General features: G+C 71.4%; 16 protein-coding genes, 3 tRNA genes and 1 pseudogene. 13 read left to right on the top strand and 7 right to left on the bottom strand.

Going from position 1 to position 23257, the window contains the following annotated elements; translation table 11 throughout:
* Nucleotides 1-103: 103 nt before the first annotated feature.
* A complete protein-coding gene (locus ACGFWI_RS03265; RefSeq protein WP_393904182.1) occupies nucleotides 104-913 on the bottom strand; it encodes an SSI family serine proteinase inhibitor in 810 nt (269 codons plus the stop codon).
* A 164-nt stretch (nucleotides 914-1077) separates the two neighbouring features.
* Here ACGFWI_RS03265 and ACGFWI_RS03260 point away from each other — a divergent pair.
* From ACGFWI_RS03260 to ACGFWI_RS03250, 3 genes and pseudogenes are all read left to right on the top strand, one after another.
* Nucleotides 1078-1168 (top strand) — tRNA-Ser (locus ACGFWI_RS03260).
* A 541-nt stretch (nucleotides 1169-1709) separates the two neighbouring features.
* Nucleotides 1710-2293 (top strand): annotated as a pseudogene (locus ACGFWI_RS03255) (phosphohydrolase).
* 133 nt (nucleotides 2294-2426) lie between these two features.
* Nucleotides 2427-2499 (top strand) — tRNA-Arg (locus tag ACGFWI_RS03250).
* 638 nt (nucleotides 2500-3137) lie between these two features.
* On the opposite strand, the gene ACGFWI_RS03245 is transcribed toward ACGFWI_RS03250, so the two are convergent.
* Complete coding sequence (locus ACGFWI_RS03245; RefSeq protein ID WP_393904181.1) at nucleotides 3138-3812, bottom strand: hypothetical protein; 675 nt, start codon at nucleotides 3810-3812, stop codon at nucleotides 3138-3140.
* A gap of 158 nt (nucleotides 3813-3970) precedes the next feature.
* On the opposite strand from ACGFWI_RS03245, the gene ACGFWI_RS03240 reads away from it, so the two are divergent.
* Nucleotides 3971-4044, top strand: a tRNA-Met gene (locus ACGFWI_RS03240).
* A 72-nt stretch (nucleotides 4045-4116) separates the two neighbouring features.
* Here the strand turns inward: ACGFWI_RS03240 and ACGFWI_RS03235 are convergent.
* Nucleotides 4117-4908, bottom strand: a complete 792-nt coding sequence (locus ACGFWI_RS03235; RefSeq protein WP_393904180.1) for an NAD(P)H-dependent oxidoreductase — start codon at nucleotides 4906-4908, stop codon at nucleotides 4117-4119.
* Between the two features lie 71 nt (nucleotides 4909-4979).
* Between ACGFWI_RS03235 and ACGFWI_RS03230 the strand changes: the two genes are divergently transcribed.
* From ACGFWI_RS03230 to ACGFWI_RS03220, 3 genes are all read left to right on the top strand, one after another.
* Entirely contained in the window at nucleotides 4980-6047 is a 1068-nt protein-coding gene (locus ACGFWI_RS03230) for a GlxA family transcriptional regulator (RefSeq protein ID WP_393904179.1), read from the top strand.
* A 186-nt stretch (nucleotides 6048-6233) separates the two neighbouring features.
* Complete coding sequence (locus ACGFWI_RS03225; protein ID WP_393904178.1) at nucleotides 6234-7244, top strand: DUF2797 domain-containing protein; 1011 nt, start codon at nucleotides 6234-6236, stop codon at nucleotides 7242-7244.
* Between the two features lie 319 nt (nucleotides 7245-7563).
* Nucleotides 7564-8439, top strand: a complete 876-nt coding sequence (locus tag ACGFWI_RS03220; RefSeq protein WP_393904177.1) for an amidohydrolase family protein — start codon at nucleotides 7564-7566, stop codon at nucleotides 8437-8439.
* Nucleotides 8440-8546: 107 nt separating this feature from the next.
* Here the strand turns inward: ACGFWI_RS03220 and ACGFWI_RS03215 are convergent, their stop codons facing one another.
* Nucleotides 8547-9146: an NADPH-dependent FMN reductase gene (locus ACGFWI_RS03215; RefSeq protein ID WP_393904176.1), complete on the bottom strand. Its 600-nt coding sequence runs from the start codon at nucleotides 9144-9146 to the stop codon at nucleotides 8547-8549.
* Between the two features lie 442 nt (nucleotides 9147-9588).
* On the opposite strand from ACGFWI_RS03215, the gene ACGFWI_RS03210 reads away from it, so the two are divergent.
* From ACGFWI_RS03210 to ACGFWI_RS03185, 6 genes are all read left to right on the top strand, one after another.
* Entirely contained in the window at nucleotides 9589-10344 is a 756-nt protein-coding gene (locus ACGFWI_RS03210; protein WP_393904358.1) for a response regulator transcription factor, read from the top strand.
* A gap of 226 nt (nucleotides 10345-10570) precedes the next feature.
* Complete coding sequence (locus ACGFWI_RS03205) at nucleotides 10571-12070, top strand: ATP-binding protein (protein ID WP_393904175.1); 1500 nt, start codon at nucleotides 10571-10573, stop codon at nucleotides 12068-12070.
* 291 nt (nucleotides 12071-12361) lie between these two features.
* The gene (locus ACGFWI_RS03200) at nucleotides 12362-13693 is read left to right on the top strand and encodes a glycosyltransferase (protein ID WP_393904174.1); all 1332 of its coding nucleotides are present in this window, start codon (nucleotides 12362-12364) and stop codon (nucleotides 13691-13693) included.
* Complete coding sequence (locus ACGFWI_RS03195) at nucleotides 13690-15993, top strand: ArnT family glycosyltransferase (RefSeq protein ID WP_393904173.1); 2304 nt, start codon at nucleotides 13690-13692, stop codon at nucleotides 15991-15993. Before ACGFWI_RS03200 ends, ACGFWI_RS03195 begins: the two co-directional genes overlap by 4 nt.
* 286 nt (nucleotides 15994-16279) lie before the next feature.
* The gene (locus ACGFWI_RS03190; RefSeq protein ID WP_393904172.1) at nucleotides 16280-17842 is read left to right on the top strand and encodes an MFS transporter; all 1563 of its coding nucleotides are present in this window, start codon (nucleotides 16280-16282) and stop codon (nucleotides 17840-17842) included.
* A gap of 144 nt (nucleotides 17843-17986) precedes the next feature.
* A complete protein-coding gene (locus tag ACGFWI_RS03185) occupies nucleotides 17987-18757 on the top strand; it encodes a TetR/AcrR family transcriptional regulator (protein WP_393904171.1) in 771 nt (256 codons plus the stop codon).
* Between the two features lie 66 nt (nucleotides 18758-18823).
* Here ACGFWI_RS03185 and ACGFWI_RS03180 read toward each other — a convergent pair whose 3' ends face one another.
* The 3 genes from ACGFWI_RS03180 to ACGFWI_RS03170 all read right to left on the bottom strand — a co-directional run bounded on the left by ACGFWI_RS03180 (nucleotide 18824) and on the right by ACGFWI_RS03170 (nucleotide 22969).
* Nucleotides 18824-19666, bottom strand: a complete 843-nt coding sequence (locus ACGFWI_RS03180) for a YceI family protein (protein WP_393904170.1) — start codon at nucleotides 19664-19666, stop codon at nucleotides 18824-18826.
* A 217-nt stretch (nucleotides 19667-19883) separates the two neighbouring features.
* Nucleotides 19884-22484, bottom strand: coding sequence for an MFS transporter (locus ACGFWI_RS03175; RefSeq protein WP_393904169.1), 2601 nt, complete (start codon nucleotides 22482-22484; stop codon nucleotides 19884-19886).
* 11 nt (nucleotides 22485-22495) lie between these two features.
* Complete coding sequence (locus tag ACGFWI_RS03170) at nucleotides 22496-22969, bottom strand: MarR family winged helix-turn-helix transcriptional regulator (RefSeq protein WP_380933690.1); 474 nt, start codon at nucleotides 22967-22969, stop codon at nucleotides 22496-22498.
* Nucleotides 22970-23257 lie beyond the last annotated feature (288 nt).

The following is a 23257-nucleotide window of genomic DNA, read 5'->3' as shown; positions in this document are numbered from 1 at the left end:
AGGCGGATGACGAGGAGGTAATGCCACGACCTTGTGCGACTCACCGCACGCCCGACATGTGCCCCTCGTCCTGACCTGGCGCGCTACTAGGGCACGAACCGGGTCATGAACGGGTCGATGGGAGCAGGGGTTCGAAGCGGCTCCAGCGGCTGATCTCACACCCATTGGTGCGCCGGAAATCTGCGTTGACGGGACGTCCCGCCCAGGTTCCGGTGACATGCGCGGTGGCCGGGCCGCCGTACATCATCGTGCAGTTCACGCCCTGAGGTACGGGAGCGAACGGGTCTTTGCCCCACTTCGTCATCCCGTCCAGCTTGTCGCAGGCGCGCTTGACGTGACGGTGGTTGCCGCCGCCCGGGTGGCAGTACAGCTCGAAGGTGCCGTTGGCGGCCGCCAAGCCCGAGTGGTGGACGGTGACGGTGAGGTGATCGGTAGGCGCGTGGTGGCGAACCGGTGTGCCGTGGTCGACGCGTGCGCCGTGATCGACGCGTGCGTCGTGGTCTACGGGCGTGACGCGACTTCCGGGCGTGACGCGACCGACGGGTGTGCCGTGATCAACGGGTGTGCCGTGACCGGTGAGGCCGTGGTGATCGGCGGGCGGGTGGTGACCCGCGCCGATGATGCCGTCCCCGGACCAGTGGTACGGCAGCGGGATCGGCGCGGCCGACGCGGCGGGCGCCGCCAGGGCCAGCGCCGCGGTGACGGAGACGACGGACACGGCGGCGGTGGCGCAGACGCGGCCCGCGGCGGCCGTGGTGGAGGTCAGGCGGGTCACGGCCGAGGTGGCGGCGCTGGCGGCCGCGGCGAAGAGGAATGACGTCCGGCGGTGCGGCATCACAGGCTCCAGAGAGGCGAGTGCGGGGCGGTACGCGGTACGTACACGCCGGGGGCGCACGACGACGCGAGTCGCCACGGCCCCGACACCTCTAACGCGCCGCCGCCCCCGACGTTGCGCTGCAGGAACGTCTTTGCCGGGTGGCCCGCGCGCCTAGTACCGTAGGGGGCGATTGGTGACAGCCCTGGGAGCTGTGCCATCATCTGGACACACCACAGCGTGCCTGCGCGCGTGGGGTGTGTGGAGGCGTCGCCTAGTCCGGTCTATGGCGCCGCACTGCTAATGCGGTTTGGGGCTTACCCCCCATCGAGGGTTCAAATCCCTCCGCCTCCGCTCTTCTTCGTTCAGGCCCCGGTCCTCACCGACCGGGGCCTGAACGCTTTTACACGCCTCCGCAGCGATCTTCTCTCCACGGCCGCAAAGCGATCTCCTGCGTAGCGGTCTCGTGTACGGACGCGAGGCGGTCTCCTGTACGGACGCGAGGCGATCTCTTCCGTGCACGGCACCGGAGCTACCCGCGCGGGGCGATCTACGCTGCGCCTCCTGGCCGAGGTGCCCGCCCCCCACGTGCTGCTGCGTTCCCCGCCTGAGATGCCGCTGCGTCCCCAGCCCGAGGTGCCGCAGCGTTCCTCCCGACCGAGGTGCTGCTGTCGCCCCGCCCGACGGCTGCTTCGTCGCCCCAGGGCCCGCGCCCGCCGTCCACATCCGCCATGGCCGACCCCTACGGGCCACCGCGCCCGCTCTCTCCCCCGCCACCACCACACGCCGACCGCGTGGCCCCCACCACCGCTCCCCACCGTCCACTGTCCACGTCCGCGGCCAACCGGCCCCCGCGTACCGGGTGGAATCCGACCGCCCACGCCACCCTGGACCCATGGCACCTCAAGACCGCTCGCCCTCGGCGGACACCGGTACCGCCATCGGGGGCATCCCCGTCCCCGACAGCAAACTCGCCCGGGAAGCGACCGAGCTGATCCGCGATGTCACCGACGACCTGATGGAGCCCTCTTCCACGACCTCGGTCTCACCGAGAAGTTCCGTACCTCCCAGCAGCGCTTCGAGCTCGACGGCGCCGACGAGGCCCGCGCCTTCCTGACCGCCCGCGGCATCCCCGCGGACCGCGCCCGCCTGGTCTGGGAGGGCATCGCCCTGCACACCACCCCGGAAATCCCGCACCACATGGCCCCGGAAGTGGCCCTCGTCACAGTCGGCGTCGAACTCGACGTCCTCGGCATCGGCTACGACACCCTCCCCGCGGAAACCCGCGAGGCCGTCGTCGCCGCCCACCCACGCCCCGACTTCAAGCGCCGCATCCTCCGCGCCTTCCACGCCGGCCCGGCCCACCGTCCCCAGACCACTTTCGGCAATGTGAAGGCCGACGTCCTGGACCGCTTCGAAGAGGACTACACCCGCCCGAACTTCGTCCGGATCATCGAAGACTCCCCCTGGCCCCAGTAGCTTCCCAAACCCCGCCAGAAGCGCGTTTTCGCAGGTCAGAGGTGCTGCGAGTAATGGATTTCGCCTCACGCCGCAGGTCATGTAATGTTGTTCCCGCAACGCCGACCGGCAAGAAAAACCGCCGGAAAGCCAAGCGCTCGTAGCTTAACGGATAGAGCATCTGACTACGGATCAGAAGGTTGCAGGTTCGAATCCTGCCGAGCGCACAGCAGATCAAAGCCCCCGCCGGGTAATCCGGACGGGGGCTTTGTCGTGTCTGTACTGCGGTGAAGTACGGCAACCGGGGTCAGCCGGTGCCGCCCCTCGCTTCGGAGGGCTTGTCGGGGACTGTGCGGACCTCCTGTGAGTGCCGCCGGATGTGCTGAGCAGCCTTCGGGGACGGCCAAGGGCGAGTGACAGGTGTGCGGTGTGGCCCAGGTGCCCGTTCCTGCAGCGCCCGTACGTCGCTGCGGGGGCGGAGAAGCCGACGTGACCAACTGGACCAGCCCACGGCACGCGCCAGTTGTGGCTGCCTCAGCCGTTCACGCTGCTGGCCGCCCGGGACACGGCCCCAACCGTCGCGCAGCCTTGGGAGGCGGTGTCGAGCCGGTCAATGCAGAACGCGGCTCCAGGCTCCATTGAGGGCTTGTCCAGATTGAGGGTCTGTCCAGTTGGCGGGGCGGGTGTCCTGAGCTCAGCTCGGCTGGTCTCCGGTGTATCGGTAGATCTTGTTGCCGGAGTTGACGCCCCAGGCGGTGCCGTCGGCGCCTGCGCCGATGTCGCTCAGGGTGCCGGGGACCTCAGGCCGTGGACCTTCGCGGCGGTGGTAAGGGCAGTGGCGGGGGGAGAGGGTGCTGGGGGATCTTCAGTGGGGCGTGAAGTCGATGAGTCCGGTGAGTTGGTGGCGGACGTGGTCGGCGGTGGCGGATGCGTCGAGGTCGGCGACGTCCACCGTGATGACGTGCCAAGGGGTGGTGGCCAGAAGGCGCAGGGTCAGAGCGGCTTCGTGGCGTAGGTGGGTGGCGGCCGAGGGGAGGTCGTGGACGGAGCGGGTGCCGGGGGAGGGGGCGAGTCTGGTGAGGTACCAGTGTTCCCAGTCGGGGCCCTCGCGGGTGATGGCGCGGTGGAGGGCGGTCGAGGGGTCGTCGTGAACGTAGACCACGGTCACCTGGGTCGGTTCGACGGCGGTGGTCAACTCGCGCAGGACATGGGCGATGGACGGCTCGTCGTGACCCCAGGCCACCAGGGAAGGGATGAAGGGGAGCAGCGCGTCGGTGACCAGGACGTCGATGCCGGCGGCGCGGGACTCGGCGATAGAGGCGCGGGTGGATTCGATCAAGGTCTCGGGGCGGACGCTGTTGTTGCCGTCGGCGAACTCTGCGGCCACGGGGCGGAAGGCCGGGCGGGTGAGGATGTCGGCCTCTCGGAAGTGGTCGACAGTGGCTCCGGTGTTCGCCATCCAGGCGGCCAGGGAGTGGCAGAGGGTCGATTTTCCGACGCCCGGGCTGTTGCCGACGACTGCTATCAGGTGCCGCGTCATGACAGCAGCGTTGCAGGAGGGAGAGCGGGTGTGGGTGCGGAGGGCTTCAACCAGCTTGCTGTGGAGGTGAGTTGAGAGGGGGTGGTGTGGGCGTGGGGTGGCGGTGAAGGAAACGATTAGGCATTGGTGGGGGAGTGGCGTAATGTTCAGTTCATCGACGCGGGGTGGAGCAGCTCGGTAGCTCGCTGGGCTCATAACCCAGAGGTCGCAGGTTCAAATCCTGTCCCCGCTACTGAAAAGCCGCAGGCCCAGTGGATTTCATTCCACTGGGCCTGCGGCTTTTGTGCGTGCGGGTGCCTGCGGTTCAGTCGTGGACCGGTGGCGGTGGGGCCGTGTAGTGGGCGGCCGGGCCGGTGTGGGGGCGGGTCAGGTGGGGGCGGAGGAGCAGGTCGTCGTCGTAGTCACCGTCGTTCTGGTGGCGGAAGGGCAGCGGCTCGGTGGTGGGGAGGGTGTGCAGGCGCTCGCGCAGGCGGGTGGCGGCGGTCGCGTAGGCGGTGGGGGTGGTGCGGTCCGCGCCGGGGATCAGGAGGGGCGGGACGACGGAGATCCCGGTGTACCAGAGGGTGCCGTGCTGGAGGGGGAAGAGGAGGTCGTTGAGGTCTCCGTTGACGCCGCGCGGGCCGAGGGTGGCGGCGCGGGCGCCGGCGGTGGTGATGACCATGGCGCGCTTGCCGGTGAGTTTGCCGTCGCCGTAGCGCTGGGGGCGGCCGGTGGCGGGGTCGGTGATGCCGAACGCGAAGCCCTTGACGAAGACGCGGTCGAACCAGCCCTTGAGGATGGCCGGCATGCCGTACCACCACAGGGGGAACTGGACGATCAAGGTGTCGGCCCAGGCGAGTTTCTGCTGTTCGGCGCGGATGTCAGGGGCCAAGTGACCGGCCGAGTAGGCGCACTCCGAGGCCGCCCCGATGAGCAGGCGGTCGGCCGGGTCGTGGTCGTAGTCGGCGGCATCGACCACCGGGTTCCACTTCATGGCGTACAGGTCGGAGACGCGGTGCTCGTGGCCGTGGGCGTCGAGGGTGCGTAGTCCCTCGGCCTTGAGGGCGCCGCTCAGGGAGCGCTGGTCGGGGTGGGCGAACAGCCAGAGGACCTTCATGTCCTCCACTGTCCCGGGAGCGGTGGGCGAGATCGAGTGGCCCGATGGTCATGATGTGTAAGGATCGGGCCATGAGTGTGGTGGAGAGCGGCAGCGGTAGTGGTGGTGGGCATGCGCCGGCGGTTCCGGGGGGCGGGCGGCCGCACCGGGTGGCGGTGCTGGTGCGGGACGGGATGCTGCCGATCGAGGTGGGAATCGTGCACCGGATCTTTGGGGAGGCCCGGTCGGCGGACGGGGAGCGGCTCTACGAGTTGGTGACCTGTGCGCTGGAGCCGGGTGAGGTGCGTACGGACACGGATTTCACGGTGAATGTCGCGCACGGGCCGGAGGCGCTGGCGGAGGCCGACACCGTGGTCGTACCGGCGTCCGGGACGGACTACGGACGGGGGGAGGGGCGGGGCGCCGGGCGGTTGAATCCGGCGATGGCCGCAGCGCTGGGCCGGATACGGCCCGGGACCCGGATCGCGTCGATCTGTACGGGGGCGTTCGTGCTGGCCGCGGCCGGGCTGCTGGACGGGCGGCGGGCGACCACACACTGGCGGTCGGTGGACGACTTCCGCCAGTTGTACCCGGCCGTCGAGCTGGATGCGGATGTGCTGTACACGGACGAGGGCGATGTGCTGACCGCGGCGGGGGTCGCCTCCGGGATCGATCTGTGTCTGCACATGGTCCGGTGCGATCACGGGGCGGCGGTGGCCAACGACGTGGCGCGGCGGACGGTCGTGCCGCCGCACCGGGAGGGCGGGCAGGCGCAGTACATCCGGCGGCCGGTGCCGGAGCCGCAGGTGTCCTCCACGGGGGTGGCGAGGGCCTGGGCGCTGGAACATCTGGACCGGCCGCTCAGCCTGCGGGAGCTGGCGGCACGGGAGTCGATGAGCGTACGGACCTTCACCCGGCGGTTCCGGGAGGAGGTCGGGATCTCGCCGCTGCAGTGGCTGACGCAGCAACGGATCGAGCGGGCCCGGCAGTTGCTGGAGGAGACGGAGCTGACGGTGGACCGGATCGCGGCGGAGGCGGGCTTCGGGACGGCGGCCTCGCTGCGGATGCATCTGCAGTCGGCGCTGGGGGTGTCGCCGCGGGCCTATCGGAGCACGTTCCGGGGGCCGGGGAGTGGGGGCGGCGGCGGGCTGGTGGCGTGAGGTCTGGTGCGGGGTGAGGCCGGGGGCTGGGTGCGGGTGGGGACGGTGGGTGTGGGGCGGTAGGCGCCGGGAGTTGTCGGGGTGGGTGCTGGGGGTGCTGCGGGGCGTTGTGGGGGCGTCGGTCCGAGGCCGGGCGGGGCCTTGCGTGCGGGCGGCGTTGTCAGTGGGTGGTCGTACGCTGGCGGTGTGTGGCGATGTACGGGACCGCGCTGGTCAGGCGGCGGGCCGGAGCCGGCGGGGCGGTTCGGGCAGCGGCTCGGCTGGTACTGCGCCGAGCGGGGCGAGGAGCGGGTGAGCATGCTCCCCGCGGGCAAGGTGCTGGCGTTCGCCGCGCAGGGGGAGCGGCGCTGTCTGGGCGTGCGGCGAGCCGGCCGCTGGATCGTGTGTCCGTACGGTGCGGAGCTCGACGGTGCGAGTGCCAAGGACCAGTGCGCGCGGTGCGCCCAGCTGGACCGGTCGCGTTCGGTGGCTGCGGACACCATGGCCGATGATCCGCGCCCGTACGGCGTCTACCTCGCGTACTTCGGCCCCGGCCTGCTCAAGGTGGGGATCACGGCCGTCGAGCGCGGGCCGGCCCGGCTGGTGGAGCAGGGGGCGGTGGCGTACGCATGGCTGGGGCGCGGGCCCTTGATGGCGGCGCGGCGGGCGGAGGTGCTGCTGGGGAGCGCGCTGGCGGTACCCGACCGGTTGGCGAAGGCGGCGAAACGGACGGCTCGTGGGGCGCTGCCCCAGGTGCCGGAACGCGCCGCGGAGCTGGCTCAACTACACGCGGACGCCCGGGAGTTGCCGGGCTGGCCGGAGACGCTGCAGCCGGTGGAGTTCGCCTGTGCGGACCATACGGAGCTGTTCGGGCTCGACCGTATTCCGGGGGCGGTGGCGGAGCTGGGCGGGATGACGTCCGGGGCGGAGATCGTGGGGGAGGTGCTGACCGGGGTGGGGTCCGATGTGTATCTGCGGTTGGCGGGGGGCTGGGAAGGGGGAGGAGCGGCCGGGGCCGCAGCTGGGCCGGGCCGGGCCGGTGGGACGGGCGGGTCCGGTGGGGTGGTTGCGGTGATGGATGCGCGGGTGTTGTCGGGGTGGGTGCTGGGGGCGGCTGTGGGGCGGGTGACGACGGTGCCGGTGCGGGGCGCGGTGCCGGGGGCGGGGGAACGGGAGGGGGAGGAGAGGGAGAAGGGGCGCCAGGAAGGGTTGTTCTGAGAGGGGTTGTTCTGCAGGGGGCCGGGTCTGGATGGAGTGGGCTCGTGGGGGGAGGGGGCGCGGGTCTGGTGGCGGGCGGGGCTTGCGGGGCTCGCCGGGGAAGCGGTTGAGGGGTTGTTCCGGGCCGGGCCGGGGCGTTTAGATGCCGTGTGCAGGTAGATCGCGGGTCCGGGGGCTGAGCACGGTGCGGTGGCTGAGTGCGTGGTGGCGGCTGAGCGCGTTGCGTCGGCTTGCGCAGGGTAGGGCGTCGCGGGTGCGGCCGTAGTGAGCGGTACCGGAGTGGCCGGAGCCGTAAGGGGACGTGAGGGGAGGGCCCGGCGTGGCGGATGGTGATGAGCGGGTCGGCGCATTCTGGCGGGAGTTGGGGCTGCCGGGGCTGATCGATGTGCATACGCACTTCATGCCCGAGCGGGTGATGGCGAAGGTCTGGGCGTACTTCGACGCGGCCGGGCCGCTGGTGGGGCGGGCGTGGCCGATCGCGTACCGGTTCGAGGAGGACGAGCGGCTGGCGGTGCTGCGTGGCTTCGGCGTGCGGGCCTTCACGTCGATGGTCTATCCGCACAAGCCGGGAATGGCGCAGTGGCTGAACGGCTGGGCGGCCGATTTCGCCTCCCGTACGCCCGACTGTCTGCGGACCGCGACCTTCTTTCCGGAGGACGGCGCTGCGGCGTATGTGCGTGCCGAACTGGCGGGCGGGGCACGGGTCTTCAAGGCGCATGTGCAGGTGGGCGGGTATGACCCGGCCGATGTGTTGCTCGACCCCGTGTGGGGTGCCCTCGCGGAGGCGGGGGTGCCGGTGGTCATCCACTGCGGGTCGGGTCCGGCCCCGGGCAAACACACCGGGCCCGAGCCGATCGGGCGGCTGCTGGCCCGCCATTCCCGGCTGCGACTGATCATCGCGCACATGGGGATGCCGGAGTACGTCGACTTCCTGGACCTTGCGCAGCGCTATCCGGGCGTGCACCTCGATACGACGATGGCCTTCACGGACTTCTCCGAGCGGATCGCGCCGTTCCCGCGGGCGGAACGCGGCCGGCTCACGGACCTCGGCGACCGGGTGCTGTTCGGCAGTGACTTCCCCAACATCCCGTATGGGTACGCGCATGCGCTGGAGGCGGTTGCCCGGCTGGAGCTGGGTGAGGAGTGGCTGCGGGGGGTCTGTTACGGGAATGCGGCGCGGTTGTTCGGGGTGTGAGCCGGGGGTCGGGGCGGGGCCGGGGCCGCTTCGTCCAGGGGAGGTAAGGGGCGGTGTGCTGGGTGCTGAGGGCCTTCTGGGCGTGAGTGGGGCGTAGTTCGGCGCGTTCAGGGCCGTCCGGGCGTGGGTGGGGCGCAGTTCAGAGGTTCGGCGCGATCAGGGCCGTTCGGAGGTGAGGGGGCGGCGGCTGCGGCCAGATGAGACAGGGCCGCGCGCAGATCGGACAGGGTGGACTCGTCCGTCACGCGATCCGTAGTGGGATCGATCTTCGGGCCGATGGCGGGGATTTCGCGGCAGGCGGCCGCGACGACCTCGCCGGTCATCATGCGCAGGGTCTCGCGGAGCTGGGCGTTGGCGTGGTCGCCGCCGGTCGGGAACGGCGAGGCGGTGATCACCGCGATCGGCTTGGTGACGCATTCGCCGCTGCTGACCAGCCAGTCGAGGGCGTTCTTCAGGACGCCGGGGACACCGTGCGCGTACTCGGGGCTGACGACGAGCAGGGCGTCGGCCGTCGCGACCGCGGTGCGCAGGGCGGCTACCGGGGCCGGGGGTGTGGCGTCCTCGCCGTCCAGGTCGGGGTTGAAGTGCGGGAGCGTGCCGATGTCCGCGGTGGCGGTCGGGCCGTCCCAGAAGGCCAGAGCGGAGCGCAGCACCGCGCCGTTGGAGGAGCGCGCACGCAGACTGCCGGAGAGGGCGAGGAGTCTCATGGGGTGACGGTATCCGCGGTACGCCGCACGGGATGGGGCGGTGCGGGCGGAGGGAGGAGAAGGGCGCGGCGGACGGTTGCCGGAGCACCCCGCGGGCTTTCCGTATGGCGGTAAAGGTGCTGGTCAGAGCGATTGTCAGTGGCAGGTGCGATGCTTAAGGAGTGGTGATCGACCTGGACCGCGCGGGGGGCGGCCCAGGTCGGTCAAGGGCCGGCAGGCGGTTGGCGGGGGCCAACGGCGGCCGGTGAGGGGTGGGGTGAGGGGGTGGGCAGGGGGCCCGGGGGAGGGAGGAAGCCCGCGAGGGGAGGCAGCGGCCCCCGGGCTCGGGACCAAGCACGGGGGATTCTCAGGAGATTCACAGGAAGGCGCAAGGGAGCTCTCAGGGGGGCGGGCCAGGATCACGGGCATGACCGTGACTTCGTCGTCCTCAGCGTCGTTTCGTATGCCGGCTTCGGCCTCGTCCTCCAGGGGCGCGCCCGGAAAGCAGCCGGAGCTGCTGCGGCCCGACGGCAGCCCCGTGCGGGTGCTGGTCGTGGACGACGAGTCCTCGCTCGCCGATCTGCTGTCGCTCGCCCTGCGCTACGAGGGGTGGGACATCCGCGCGGAAGGGGACGGCGCGGGGGCGCTGCGCTGCGCCCGTAGTTGGCGGCCGGATGCGGTGCTGCTCGATGTGATGCTGCCGGACATGGACGGGCTGACGGTGCTCGGACGGTTGCGGCGGGAACTGCCGGATGTGCCGGTGCTGTTCCTGACCGCCAAGGACGCGGTCGAGGACCGGATCGCCGGGCTGACGGCGGGCGGCGACGACTATGTCACCAAGCCGTTCAGCCTGGAAGAGGTGGTGGCCAGGCTGCGGGGGCTGCTGCGCCGGGCCGGGGCGGCCGCCGCGCGGAGCGAGTCGCGGCTGACCGTGGGCGATCTGGTGCTCGACGAGGACAGCCATGAGGTGTGGCGCGACGGCCAGGAGATCCATCTGACCGCCACCGAGTTCGAGTTGCTGCGCTATCTGATGCGCAATCCGCGGCGGGTGCTGAGCAAGACCCAGATCCTCGACCGGGTCTGGAGCTATGACTTCGGCGGCCAGGCCAACGTCGTGGAGCTGTATATCTCCTATCTGCGGCGGAAGATCGACGCGGGGCGGGCGCCGATGATTCACACCCGGCGCGGCGCGGGCTACCTCATCAAGCCGGGTGGGTAGGCCGGTGCCTCGAACCTCGGCCACCGGACCGGCCGGTCCTGGTACCCCGGCCACCCACGGCACTCCGGTCACCCACGGCACTCCCGCAGGCCCGGCTCCCGCAGGCCCGGCCACCGCAGCCCCGACATCCGCCCCGACACCCCCTGCCCCCTCGACACCCCCCGCAAGCCCCGCCACTCCACCTCCCACCCCCCGCCGCCGCTGGTCGCTCCGGACCCGGCTCGTCGTGTCGGCGGTTGCGCTGATCGCTGTCGTCGGGGCCGTGATCGGCACGGTGACGACCATTGCGCTGCACTCCTATCTGCAAGGGCAGTTGGACCACCAGCTGCGGGATTCCGTGAAGCATGCCCAGGGCGGCCCGCGGCCGCATGATCCGCGGCGTACGCGGACCCTGGACTTCGTGGCGATGGGCGGTCAGCCCCTGGAGACGGTGGGGGCGCTGTTCGGGCCCGACGGCACGACCAAGGACGGCGCCAGGCTGAACAACTCGACCAACCGGCTGCCCGGGGATCGGCTGGCGCCGCTGTCCGAGGTGCAGGTCGCGGCGCTGAACACGGTGCCGCGGGACGGCAACCCGCACACCGCCGAACTGCCGGGGCTCGGTGACTACCGGGTGATGTCCGCCAGGGACGGCTCGCTGGCGCTCGGTCTTCCGCTCGGCAAGGTGCAGGACACGGTCAGCCAACTGGTGGTCATCGAGGAGTGTGTGACGGTCGCCGGGCTGATCGCGGCCGGCATCGCCGGTTCCACCATGGTCGGCATCGCCCTGCGACCCCTGCGCCGGGTCGCCGCCACCGCCACCCGGGTCTCCGAACTCCCGCTGCACCAGGGCGAGGTGGCGCTGCATGTCCGGGTGCCGGTGTCCGAGTCGGACGGCCGTACGGAAGTGGGGCAGGTCGGTGCGGCGCTGAACCGGATGCTGGGGCATGTCGGCTCGGCGCTCTCGGTCCGTCAGGAGAGCGAGATGCGGGTGCGGCGGTTTGTCGCCGACGCCAGCCATGAGCTGCGGACGCCGCTCGCCTCGATCCGGGGCTATGCCGAGCTGACCCGGCGCGGGCGGGAGCAGCCAGGGCCGGAGACCCGGCACGCCCTGGGGCGGATCGAGTCGGAGGCGGAGCGGATGACGGGGCTGGTGGAGGACCTGTTGCTGCTGGCCCGGCTCGATTCCGGGCGCCCGCTCTCGTACGAGAGCACGGACCTGTCGCCGCTGGTGGTGGATGCGGTGAGCGATGCGCGGGTGGCGGGGCCCGGCCACCGGTGGCGGCTGGAGCTGCCCGATGAGCCGGCTTTGGTGTGCGGCGATGGCGGGCGGCTGCACCAGATCTTGGTGAATCTGCTGGCCAATGCCCGTACGCATACGCCCGAGGGGACCACGGTGACCGCGCGGGTGCGCACTGCCGGCCGTACTGCCGGGCGCCGCGACGTCGTCCAGTTGGAGGTGGAGGACGACGGGCCCGGCATTCCGGCCGCTCTCCTCCCGCATGTCTTCGAGCGGTTCGCGCGGGGTGACGCCTCGCGTTCGCGTGCTGCCGGGAGCACGGGGCTCGGCCTCGCCATCGTCCAGGCGGTGGTTGCCGCGCACGGTGGCACGGTCGGGGTCGGCAGTGTGCCGGGGCGGACGGTCTTCACGGTGACGCTGCCGACGGCGGCGGTGGCCGCCTCTAAGGCACCGGCTGCGCGGCGGCACGCACCGGCCACGGGGCCGGAGGCACCGGCGGGAGGCTAGACACCGGCCACGGGCGGAGGGCAGGTACCGCCCACGGGGGGCCAGGCACCGCCCAAGGGACGCTACGGACCGACCACGGGACGCAGGCACCACCGCAGGCGCCCGCCGCACCACCCGCCCGCACCCTTGTCCGCCCTCCTCGCCCCTCCGCCCTCCCGGCACCCTCCGCCCCCCCCGGCACCCTCACGCCCCGCTCCCCCCCCGAAGCCCCTGATCCCCCCGCTCCCCCTCACAGCCAGAACACAGCCTCAGCACACGGCCATGACAGCGCGGTTGGCGAATGTCGTCCACATGACAACGACACAGCCGCCCCGCACCCCGCTGGGCTCCCTGCCACCGCGCGAGCATCTGCGGCTCGGTCAGATCGCGACCGTCCTCGATGTGGTGATCCCCGTCTACAACGAGGAGCGCGATCTCGAACCGTGTGTGCGGCGGCTGCACGAGCACCTCGCCCGCACCTTCCCGTACGGCTTCCGCATCACCATCGCCGACAACGCGAGCACGGACCGTACGCCGGAGGTCGCCGCCGTGCTCGACGACGCGATCGACGAGGTCACGGCGGTACGGCTGGAGCAGAAGGGGCGCGGGCGGGCGCTGCGCACGGTGTGGTCGCTCTCCGAGGCACCGGTGCTGGCCTACATGGACGTCGATCTGTCCACTGACCTCAACGCGCTGCTGCCGCTGGTCGCCCCGTTGATCTCCGGGCATTCGGACCTGGCGATCGGCTCCCGGCTCAGCCGTAGTGCGCGGGTGGTGCGCGGCCCGAAGCGGGAGTTCATCTCGCGTATGTACAACCTCATCCTGCGCGGCTCGCTCTCGGCACGCTTCTCCGATGCGCAGTGCGGGTTCAAGGCCATCCGCGGCGATGTCGCCGCGCGGCTGCTGCCGATGATCGAGGACACCGGATGGTTCTTCGACACCGAGATGCTGGTGCTCGCGGAGCGGGCCGGGCTGCGGATCCACGAGGTGCCGGTGGACTGGGTCGACGACCCCGACAGCACCGTGCAGCTGGTGCGGACGGCCACCGACGACCTCAAGGGCGTATGGCGGGTGGGGCGGGCGCTGGCGACCGGCGCGCTGCCGCTGGACCGGCTCGCCCGGCCGTTCGGGGACGACCCGCGCGACCGTGAGCTGTCCGGGGTGCCCGGCGGCCTGGCCCGTCAGCTCGTCGGTTTCTGTGTCGTCGGCGGGCTCAGCACCCTGCTCTATCTCGGCCTCTACTCCCTCTTCCGGCTCGGGGCGGGGCCCCAACTCGCCAATGCGGTGGCGCTGTTGGTGTCCGCCCTGGCCAATACGGCGGCCAACCGGCGGCTGACCTTCGGGGTGCGGGGCCGGGACCGGGCGGTCCGCCACCAGGCCCAGGGGCTGGTGGTCTTCGCCATCGGGCTGGCGCTGACCAGCGGCTCCCTGGCCGCCCTCGACGCCGCCGGCGGCGACTCCTCGCACGGCACCGAACTCGCGGTGCTGGTGGCCGCCAACCTCGCGGCGACGGTGCTGCGGTTCCTGCTCTTCCGCGCCTGGGTCTTCCCGGACCGTGAGCGGCGCGACGACGCCGACGCACCGCAGCCGCCCACCACGCACGACCACCACGACCACCACGACCTGACCAGGAGCGTTCGATGACCCCGCCCCCGTCCGCCACGCCGGCCCAGCCGTCGTACCGGCCCCCGTTCACCTCGCGCGGACGAGCGCCGGCATCGGTCGCCGCTCCCCGGGCGGCGTCGGAGACCGCCTCCGATGCGCGCTGGGCGCGGCCCGCGCTGCTGGCGTTGTTGCTGGTCACGGCCGCGCTCTACCTCTGGAGTCTGTCCTCCTCCGGTTATGCCAACCAGTTCTACTCGGCCGCGGTGCAAGCCGGCAGCGAGAGCTGGAAGGCGTTCTTCTTCGGCTCCTCCGACGCGGCGAACTCCATCACCGTCGACAAGCCGCCGGCCGCGCTGTGGCCGATGGCGCTGTCCGTACGGCTCTTCGGGCTCAGCTCGTGGGCGATCCTGGTGCCCGAGGCGCTGATGGGTGTGGCGACGGTCGGGGTGCTCTACGGGGTCATACGGCGGCGGTTCGGTGCGGGGGCGGGGCTGCTGGCCGGCGGGGCGCTGGCCGTGACGCCGGTCGCGGCGCTGATGTTCCGGTTCAACAACCCCGATGCGCTGCTGTGTCTCCTGATGGTCTGTGCGATCGCCGCCGTCCTGCGGGCGCTTGAGGACGGCCGTACGAAGTGGCTGGTGCTGGCCGGGGTCTGCTTCGGCCTGGGCTTTCTCACCAAGACGCTGCAGGCGTGGCTGATCCTGCCGGCGCTCGCCGTGATCTATGTCTGGTGCGGGCCGGTGGCGCTGCGCCGGCGGTTCGGGCAGCTGCTGCTCGCGGGGCTGGCGATCGTGGTGTCCGGTGGCTGGTGGGTGGCGGTCGTCGAGCTGTGGCCCGCGTCCTCGCGCCCGTACATCGGCGGCTCGCAGCACAACAGCTTCCTGGAGTTGACCTTCGGCTACAACGGCTTCGGGCGGATCAGCGGCAATGAGACCGGCAGTGTCGGCGGGGGCGGTGGCCGTCCCGGTGGCGGTGGCGGATGGGGGGAGACCGGGGTCACCCGGCTGTTCTCGTCCGACATGGGCGGGCAGATCTCGTGGCTGCTGCCTGCGGCGCTGATCCTGCTGGTCGCGGGCGTGTGGCTGCTGTGGCGGGCCCGGCGCGCGACCGATGCCGAACAGGCCGGTCAGCGGGCGGAGTTCCTGGTGTGGGGCGGCGCGCTGCTGATGACCTTCACGACCTTCAGCTTCATGTCCGGGATCTTCCACCAGTACTACAACATCGCGCTGGCTCCGTATATCGCGGCGCTGGTCGGGATGGGCGCGACGCTGTTGTGGCGGCGCGGCGGGCGGGCCGCCTCGCTCGTGCTGGCCGTGACGGTCGCAGTGACCGCCGGATGGTCGTACGTGCTGCTGAACCGGTCGCCGGACTGGCTGCCGTGGCTGCGCTGGACGGTGCCGGCCCTCGGTCTGCTGTCGGCGCTGGGGCTGCTGCTGCCGGTACGGGCGGGAGCGTCGGCGCGGGGCGGGGAGCAGGCGACGCGGGACGAGGAGCAGGCACGGGGCGGAGCATCGGAACGCTCCCCGCTGTGGACGGGCCGACGCCTCGCGGTGCTGGCGGCCGGGCTCGGGGTGGCAACGGCGCTGGCCGGTCCGGTCGCGTACACGCTCCAAACGGTCAACACGCCCAAGAGCGGGTCGATCATCACCGCCGGCCCCACGGTGCGAGGCGGCATGGGCGGGCCCGGCGGCCGCTTCCCGGGTGGCGGGCGGCCCGGTATGTGGCGTGGCAACAACGGCGGCATGCCGGGCGGCCCGGGCCAGGGCCAGGGCGGACCCCAGGGCAACAACCAGGGCGCCAAGCAGGGCAGCAACCAGGGCAACAACCAGGCCACCAACCCGGGCCGGTTCCCTGGGCAGGGCGCCGGTGGCCGGCACCAAGGCGGTCGGCGGGGCTTCCCCGGCGGCATGGGCGGCTTCGGTGAGCGTGGCGCCGGGCGGATGGGCGGCATGGGCGGTCTGCTCAACGGCAGCAAGGTGAGCACCCAGGCCAAGGCGCTGCTGGAGAAGGACGCCGGGGACTACACCTGGGCCGCCGCGGCGATCGCCTCGCAGAATGCGGCGAGCTACCAACTCGCCACCGAGAAGCCGGTGATGGCGATCGGCGGCTTCAACGGGAGTGACCCGTCGCCGACCCTCAGCCAGTTCAAGAAGGAGGTCGCGGACGGAAAGATCCACTACTTCATCGCGGGCGGGCAGGGCGGTCCCGGTGGCGGGAAGGGCGGCCCTGGCGGCGGCCGGGGCGGCGGCTCGTCGAAGATCACTTCCTGGGTGGAGAAAACCTTCCGGAAGGTCACCGTCGGCAGCGCCACCTTCTACGACCTGACCCGGAAAGCCTGACCGGGCCCCGGAGAGCGTGACCCGGAAGGCGTGACCGTGACCCAAAGGCGTGACCCGGAAGCGTGACTCCGAGGGCATGAGTCGGAAGGTGGAAGGCCTGCCCCGGGCGGCCCATCCGCAGCAACGGCCCGCCCCCCCGGCTCATGCCTCGCTCCCCGGCCCACGGCCCCGCGCTCCCCGGGCCACGTCATCCGGCTCCACCCCCCGTACGGCCGAAACCAAATGTACGGCGTATAGCTCTCCCTGTACGATGTAAGTCACCGCTCGCACCGTACAGGGAGCCTGTATGTCCTCCGTGGCCTCCGACGCCACCGCCGCCACTCTCCAGCCGCCGGGCCGCCCCGCCGCCCGCTGGCTGATCCTCGCCGTCATCTGCCTCGCCCAGCTGACGGTCATCCTCGACAACACCGTCCTGAACGTCGCCATCCCCTCCCTCACCGAGGAGCTGGGCGCGACCACCGCCGACGTCCAGTGGATGATCAACGCGTATTCGCTGGTCCAGTCCGGTCTGCTGCTCACCGCGGGCAACTCCGCCGACCGGTACGGCCGCAAGAAGATGCTGGTCGTCGGGCTGGCACTGTTCGGCGTCGCCTCGCTCGGCGCCGCCCTGGCCCAGTCACCGGGCCGGCTCATCGCCGCACGCGCCGGCATGGGTATCGGCGGGGCTCTGCTGGTGACCACCACCCTCGCCGTCGTCATGCAGATCTTCGACGACGAGGAGCGCCCCCGGGCCATCGGCATCTGGAGCTCGGTCAACTCCCTCGGCTTCGCCGCCGGCCCGCTGATCGGCGGCTCGCTGCTCGACCACTTCTGGTGGGGCTCGCTGTTCCTGGTCAACCTCCCCGTCGCTGCCATGGCGCTGGCGGCCGTCGTCGTCCTCGTCCCCGAGTCCAGGAGCCGCGGCGGTGAACGGCCGGACCTGCTGGGTGCCCTGCTGTCCATGATCGGCATGGTCGGAGTGGTCTTTGCGATCATCTCCGGGCCCATGTACGGCTGGCTGTCCGGCCGGGTGCTGATCTCCGCGGCCGTCGGTGCCGTCGGGCTCGCCGTCTTCGCGCTGTGGGAGCTGCACGTCCCGTATCCGATGCTGGACATGCACTTCTTCCGCAACCGCCGGTTCATCGGCGCCGTCTCGGGCGGCATCCTCGTCGCCTTCGGGATGGGCGGCTCGATGTTCCTGCTCACCCAGCATCTCCAACTGGTGCTCGGTTACGGCCCGTTGGACGCAGGGCTGCGGATGGCGCCGCTCGCCGTCACGGTCATCCTGATCAACTTCACCGGTCTGGGCGCCCGTCTGATCCCCCGGTTCGGCACCCCCGGAATGATCGTTTCGGGGATGTCGCTGCTCGCGGCGGGCCTCGCCGCGATCTCCCTGCTCAGTGGCGCCGGCTACGGCGGCATGCTGGGCGGCCTGGTCGTGATGGGCGTCGGCATCGCGTTCGCCATGCCGACGATGGCCAACGCCATCATGTCCGCGATCCCGCCGGCCAAGGCCGGAGTGGGTGCCGGCGTCAACGGCACCCTGATGGAATTCGGCCAGGGGCTCGGCGTCGCCGTCCTCGGCGCTGTCCTCAACTCCCGCTTCGTGGCGCTGCTTCCGCTGGTCGCCGCGGGCGCGGGGTCGCTGCCCGCGGCGCTCGCCCGGACCCGTACGGGCGCCGAACGGGCCGCCGTCCACGACGCCTTCGCCGCCGGCATCGGCACCAGCCAGCTGGTCGGCGCGGCCGCCGTGTTCCTCGGCGGGCTGCTCGCCGCCGTGCTGCTGCGCCGGGCGGAGCGTACCGGACGGGACGCGGAGCAGCTCGCGTCGCCTTCCGGTGCGCAACCGGCCGCCGCCGCGGCGGAATAGCATCGGCTCGGTACGTGATCGTGAACGGCGCGTACCGGCGGCACGTATGACACCCCGTACGTGCCGTCACCGATGACGACACCGACGCCGACCTCGACGACGGCACCCACGACGTCGAAGACGCTCAGGACAGGGAGGGGCGCCATGGCAGCGACGGACGACCGCGCCGGGAAGCGGCCGAACAGCGTCTGGCTGACCGAACGGCCCCCGCTCAAACGGAAGGCGGAGCAGCCGGCCGGGCTCGATCTCGACAAGATCGTCGCGGCGACGGTCCGGCTGCTGGACGCCGAGGGCCTGTCGAAGTTCTCGATGCGCAGGCTCGCCGCCGAGCTCGGCGTCACCGCGATGTCCGTCTACTGGTACGTCGACACCAAGGACGACCTGCTGGAACTGGCCGTCGACGCGGTGGCCGGCGAGATGACCCTGCCCGACGAGTCGGACACCGGCGGCGACTGGCGCGACCAGCTGCGCACCCTCGCCGTCGGCTACCGCGACATGCTGTTGGGCCACTCCTGGGCGGCCCGGCTGCTGGGTGAGTTCCTCAACATCGGCCCGCATTCGACGGCCTTCTCCAACGCCACCCAGCGGGTGATGCGACGCAGCGGCCTGGCCGCTGACACCACGTCCGGCGCGCTGGCGTCCCTCTTCCACTTCGTCTACGGCTTCTCGACGATCCGGGCCACGCACGAGGCCCGCTGCCGGGCCGTGGGCATGAGTCTCGACGACTACTTCGAGCAGGTCGTCGAGGCGCTCTCGGACCGCCCGGAGTTCGCCGAGATGCTGGAGCCGTCCACCCGGGCCGACCACGTCCGCCAGGGCCGCAGCGCCGTGGAAATGCTGGACCGGGACTTCGCGTTCGCCCTCGATCTGCAGATCGCGGGGATCGAGGCGATGCGGGACCGGCCGGAGGGCTGACCGGAGAAGGCCCCGGGCTCGCAGCCCGGGGCCTTCTCCCGCATACCTGGGTGTGTCGCGGGGCCGTCACCCCATCGGCAGGCTCTCCCCCTGCACCGCCTGGATGTCCAGTTCGACCTTCAGGGTGGTGCCGATCGCCGCGATACCGGCCGCCACGACCTGGTTGTAGTTCATCTTGAACTCCTCGCGGCGCAGCTCCGCGGTGGCGCGGAACGCGGCGCGCACCCCGCCCCAGGGGTCGGGGCCGGTGCCGAGGTAGCTCAGATCGAGGTCCACCGGGCGTACGACACCGTGCAGCGACAGCTCGCCGTGCACCGTCCAGCGGTCGGGGCCGGCCGGCGACAGTCCCGAGCTGCGGTAGGTGATCTCCGGGAACTCCTCGACGTTCAGGAAGTCCTCGGAGCGCAGATGTCCGTCGCGCATACCGTTGCCGGTGTCGATGGACGTGGCCTTGATGGCCGCCTCGACCCGTGAAGCGCCGAGGTCCTCGGCGATCTCGATCCGGCCGCTGAACTCGGTGAACCGGCCGTGCACGCTGGAGATCCCCAGGTGCTGGGCGACCGCGGCCACCGTCGAGTGCATCGGGTCGATGGTCCAGGCACCGGGCGGCGGCAGCTCGGCCCCGCCCTGCCGCGCCAGGACGACGCTGCCGACGTCCATCCGGCCGCTCGCCGTCACGATCGAGCTGGAGGCGACCGGTGCGTAGCCGACCGCCGTCACGATGACCGTGTACGGGCCGGCGGGCAGCGGCTCTGCGCTGCGGATGGTGCCCTCGTCGTCCGCCGCCGCGCGCAGCACCTGCGCGCCCGTCATGTCGGTGACGGTCAGTACGGCGTGCTGGACCGCCCAGCCGTCCCGTGTGCGGACCTGGGCCCTCAGTCCCGCAGCTCCCGCGCCCGTCGAAGTCATTGCCTCTCCTGTTTCCTGCCTGGTGGGGTCCCCCCTGCTCCGGCGATGCCGAGAGCTTGGGGAGTGTCGGGCTCCGGACGGCGGCGTGCAGGCCGTCCCCTGCCTGTGCGCAGCGCCGCCGCCGGAGCCCTGGGGTCCGGCCCGGGGCGCGTCTCCGCTTAACGCGCGCCCCGGTCCGGGGTATTGCTCCCGGGGTGGATCCCAGGGCCCGGGTGTTTCAGTCCCCGGGGTGGGCGAGCTCGACGTCGTAGCCGTCGACCCCGTGGGCACCGACCGCAAGGCCGGTGGCGACCGGCGGGTAGCCGCTCGCGATGACCGTGTAGTCGCCGGCGTCCAGGTCGGTGAAGGCGTAGGCGCCGTCCTCCCCGGTCGTCGAGGTGGCCACGACATTGCCCGCCGCGTCCACCAGGGTGACCCGTGCGTCGGGCAGCGGGCGGGGTCCGTGCGGACCGCCGGCCCGCACGATGCCCTGCACCCGTGCGCCGGACAGCAGCTCGATCTCGATCCGGGTCGTGCCCTGGCCGCCTATCTCGACCGGCAGTGCGGCCGGGCGGTGGTTCGCGGCGTTCACGGCGACGGTGAAGGTCCCGGGCGCCAGCTCGTCGAAGGCGAAGTGGCCCTCGGCGCCGGTCTTTCCGGTGGCCAGCACCTCTCCGCGGACGTCGGTGACGACGACCATCGCACCGTCGACCGGCGCGCCGGTGGCCGCGCTGCGGACCTGGCCGCCGAGGCCGCTGGTGCCGCTGAGCAGGATGTCGTAGCCGTACGGCTGGTCGCCGACGACGACCGTGGACGCCTGCGGCTGGTGGCCGTCGGCCGCGGCGATCAGCACGTACGAGCCGGCGCCGGGGGCGTCGAGCACATACGAGCCGTTGGCATGGGCGACCGCGCGGCCCAGCTGACGCCCGCTGAGCGAGATCAGTGTCACCGCGGAGCGCGGTACGGGGCTGCCCTCCGCATTGCGGACGAAGCCGTGGATCGCGGAACCGGTCGGGCCGGCGTCACCGCCGCCGGCCGAGGCGTACGCCGCCAGCGGCTGGGTGACCGTCGCCGCGGCCGGCTGCGCCCAGGAGGGCGTGTGCATGTCGTCGTCGTTGGCCACCGACGGGGCGCCCACCAGGGCGGGCTCCCGCTCCTCGACCGGCGCCGGGGCGGCGGCGAGGTCCGGGACAACGGCCTCCGACGGGGTGGCCGACGGGGTGGCCGCGGCCTCCGCACTCTGGGACAGTCCGCCACGCGTCTTCAACGCGACCTCCTTGATGAACAGGGTGAAGAGGAAGGCGAGCAGCGCGCACGGCGCCGCGTAGAGGAACACATCGCCGACTCCGTGGCCGTAGGCGCTCTCCATGACGGTGCGCAGCGGCGCCGGGAGGGCGTCCAGGTCCGGGATGCCGCCGCTTTTGCCGGCTCCGTGGGCGGCGGCCTTGGCGGCCTTCGGGCCGAGGTCGGCCAGACCGTCCTTGACGTAATGGGTGACGCGGTTGGCGAGCACCGCACCGAGGGCCGAGACGCCCACCGCACCACCGAGGGAGCGGAAGAAGGTCACGACGGACGAGGCGGAACCGAGGTCCTCGGGCGCCACCTGGTTCTGCGTGGCGAGCACCAGGTTCTGCATCATCATGCCGATGCCCAGACCCATCAGGGCCATGAAGATCGCGATGTGCCAGTACTCGGTGTCGTAGCGGATGGTGCCCAGCAGGCCGAGACCCGCGGTCAACAGCACACCACCGGCGACCAGCCAGGCCTTCCAGCGGCCGGTCTTGGTGATGATCTGGCCCGAGACGGTCGAGGAGATGAACAGCCCGCCGATCATCGGGATCGTCATCACACCGGACATCGTCGGCGACTTGTCGCGCGCCAGCTGGAAGTACTGGCTGAAGAAGACGGTGCCGGAGAACATCGCGACACCGACGAAGAGCGAGGCCAGCGAGGCCAGGGTGATCGTCTTGTTGCGGAACAGCCGCAACGGGATGATCGGTTCCTTGGCCTTGGACTCGACGAAGACGAAGATCAGGCCGAGCAGCACCGAGCCGCCGACCATCGCGGCGGTCTGCCACGACCACCAGTCGTACTTGTCGCCGGCCAGCGTCACCCACACCAGCAGCAGCGAGACCGCCGCGCTGATGAAGAAGGCGCCCGCCCAGTCGACCTTGACACCCACCCGCTTGACGACCGGCAGCTTCAGGGTCTTCTGCAGCACGATCAGCGCGATGACCGCGAACGGCACACCGACGTAGAAGCACCAGCGCCAGCCGAGCCAGTCGGTGTCGGTGATGACACCGCCGAGCAGCGGGCCGCCGACGGTGGCGACGGCGAAGGTGGCGCCGAGGTAGCCGCTGTAACGACCGCGCTCCCGCGGGGAGATCATCGCGGCCATCACGATCTGGGCCAGGGCGGACAGACCGCCCACGCCTATGCCCTGCACCACACGACAGGCGATCAGCATGCCGGTGTTCTGCGAGAGACCGGCCACGACCGAGCCCGCGACATAGATGACGAGCGCGAACTGCACCAGCAGCTTCTTGCTGAACAGGTCGGAGAGCTTGCCCCACAGCGGGGTGGTCGCGGTCATCGCGAGCAGCGAGGCGGTGACGACCCAGGTGTAGGCGCTCTGCCCGCCGTCGAGGTCATGAATGATCTCGGGCAGCGCGTTGGAGACGATCGTCGACGACAGAATGGCGACGAACATGCCGAGCAGCAGCCCGGACAGCGCCTCCATGATCTGACGGTGCGTCATTGGGGCCCCGTCGGGGGCGTGGTGTCCGCCTGCGTGTTTGGCGTGGCCGCCCCGCACACCGGCTGGTGTGGTCGTAGCCATGTAGTTCCTTTTCATCCTGCGGGTGTACGGGTGGTGGAGTCGTGATGCGCCCGGGTGCGGCAGTCGCCGAAGCTCGTGCGGAGCCTGGCGAGCAGTTCGGTGAGGTGTCCGACGTCGGTGTCGGTCCAGTCGTCCAGGTACCGGGCGAGCGTTGCGGTGTAGCGCTCGGCGAGCTCCTCCAGGAGCTCCGTGCCGCTCGGGGTCAGGCGCAGCAGCCGCGACCGCTTGTCCGCCGGATCGGGCTTCCGCTCGATCCAGCCGCGCTCGGCGGCATGGGCGACATGCCGGCTGGTCACCGACATATCGATGGCGAGCAGCTCGGCGAGCTGACTCATCCGCATCTCGCCGTGCCGGTCGAGAAGGGTGAGCACCCCGGCCGAGGCGGGCGGGCACTCCTGGGGCAGCATCCGCCCCATTTCGCGCTTGACGGCACCGATGGCGCTGAGTTGCCTGGCCAGTTCCTCGTACTGACTGTGGGCGGCCACGGCTCCTCCATGCATCCATCGCACATCGCATCAACATCTTTTGTTGCTTGGGGCAACCATAAGCAAGGTTGGTTGCTGAAGGCAAACGAATGGTCCAGGGTTGAAGTAAAGGGAACGAAAAGTCTGCGCCGGGGATTGGTCAATGAGCGCGACGTGACACGCAAAGCCGCAGGTCGGCGGCCCGACCCCAGGCCCTGGCCGATAACGGTCGGTAGCGGGACACCCCCAGACGTCCCGCCCGCGCTCTCGTCCACGCGCCGTACGCGGCCCGACCCCGCTCCGTAGGCG

The organism is Streptomyces sp. NPDC048434 (assembly GCF_043200375.1).
GTDB lineage: Bacteria > Actinomycetota > Actinomycetes > Streptomycetales > Streptomycetaceae > Streptomyces.
Note: the sequence above shows the minus strand (reverse complement) of the source record. Positions and strands in the feature narration are given on the sequence as shown.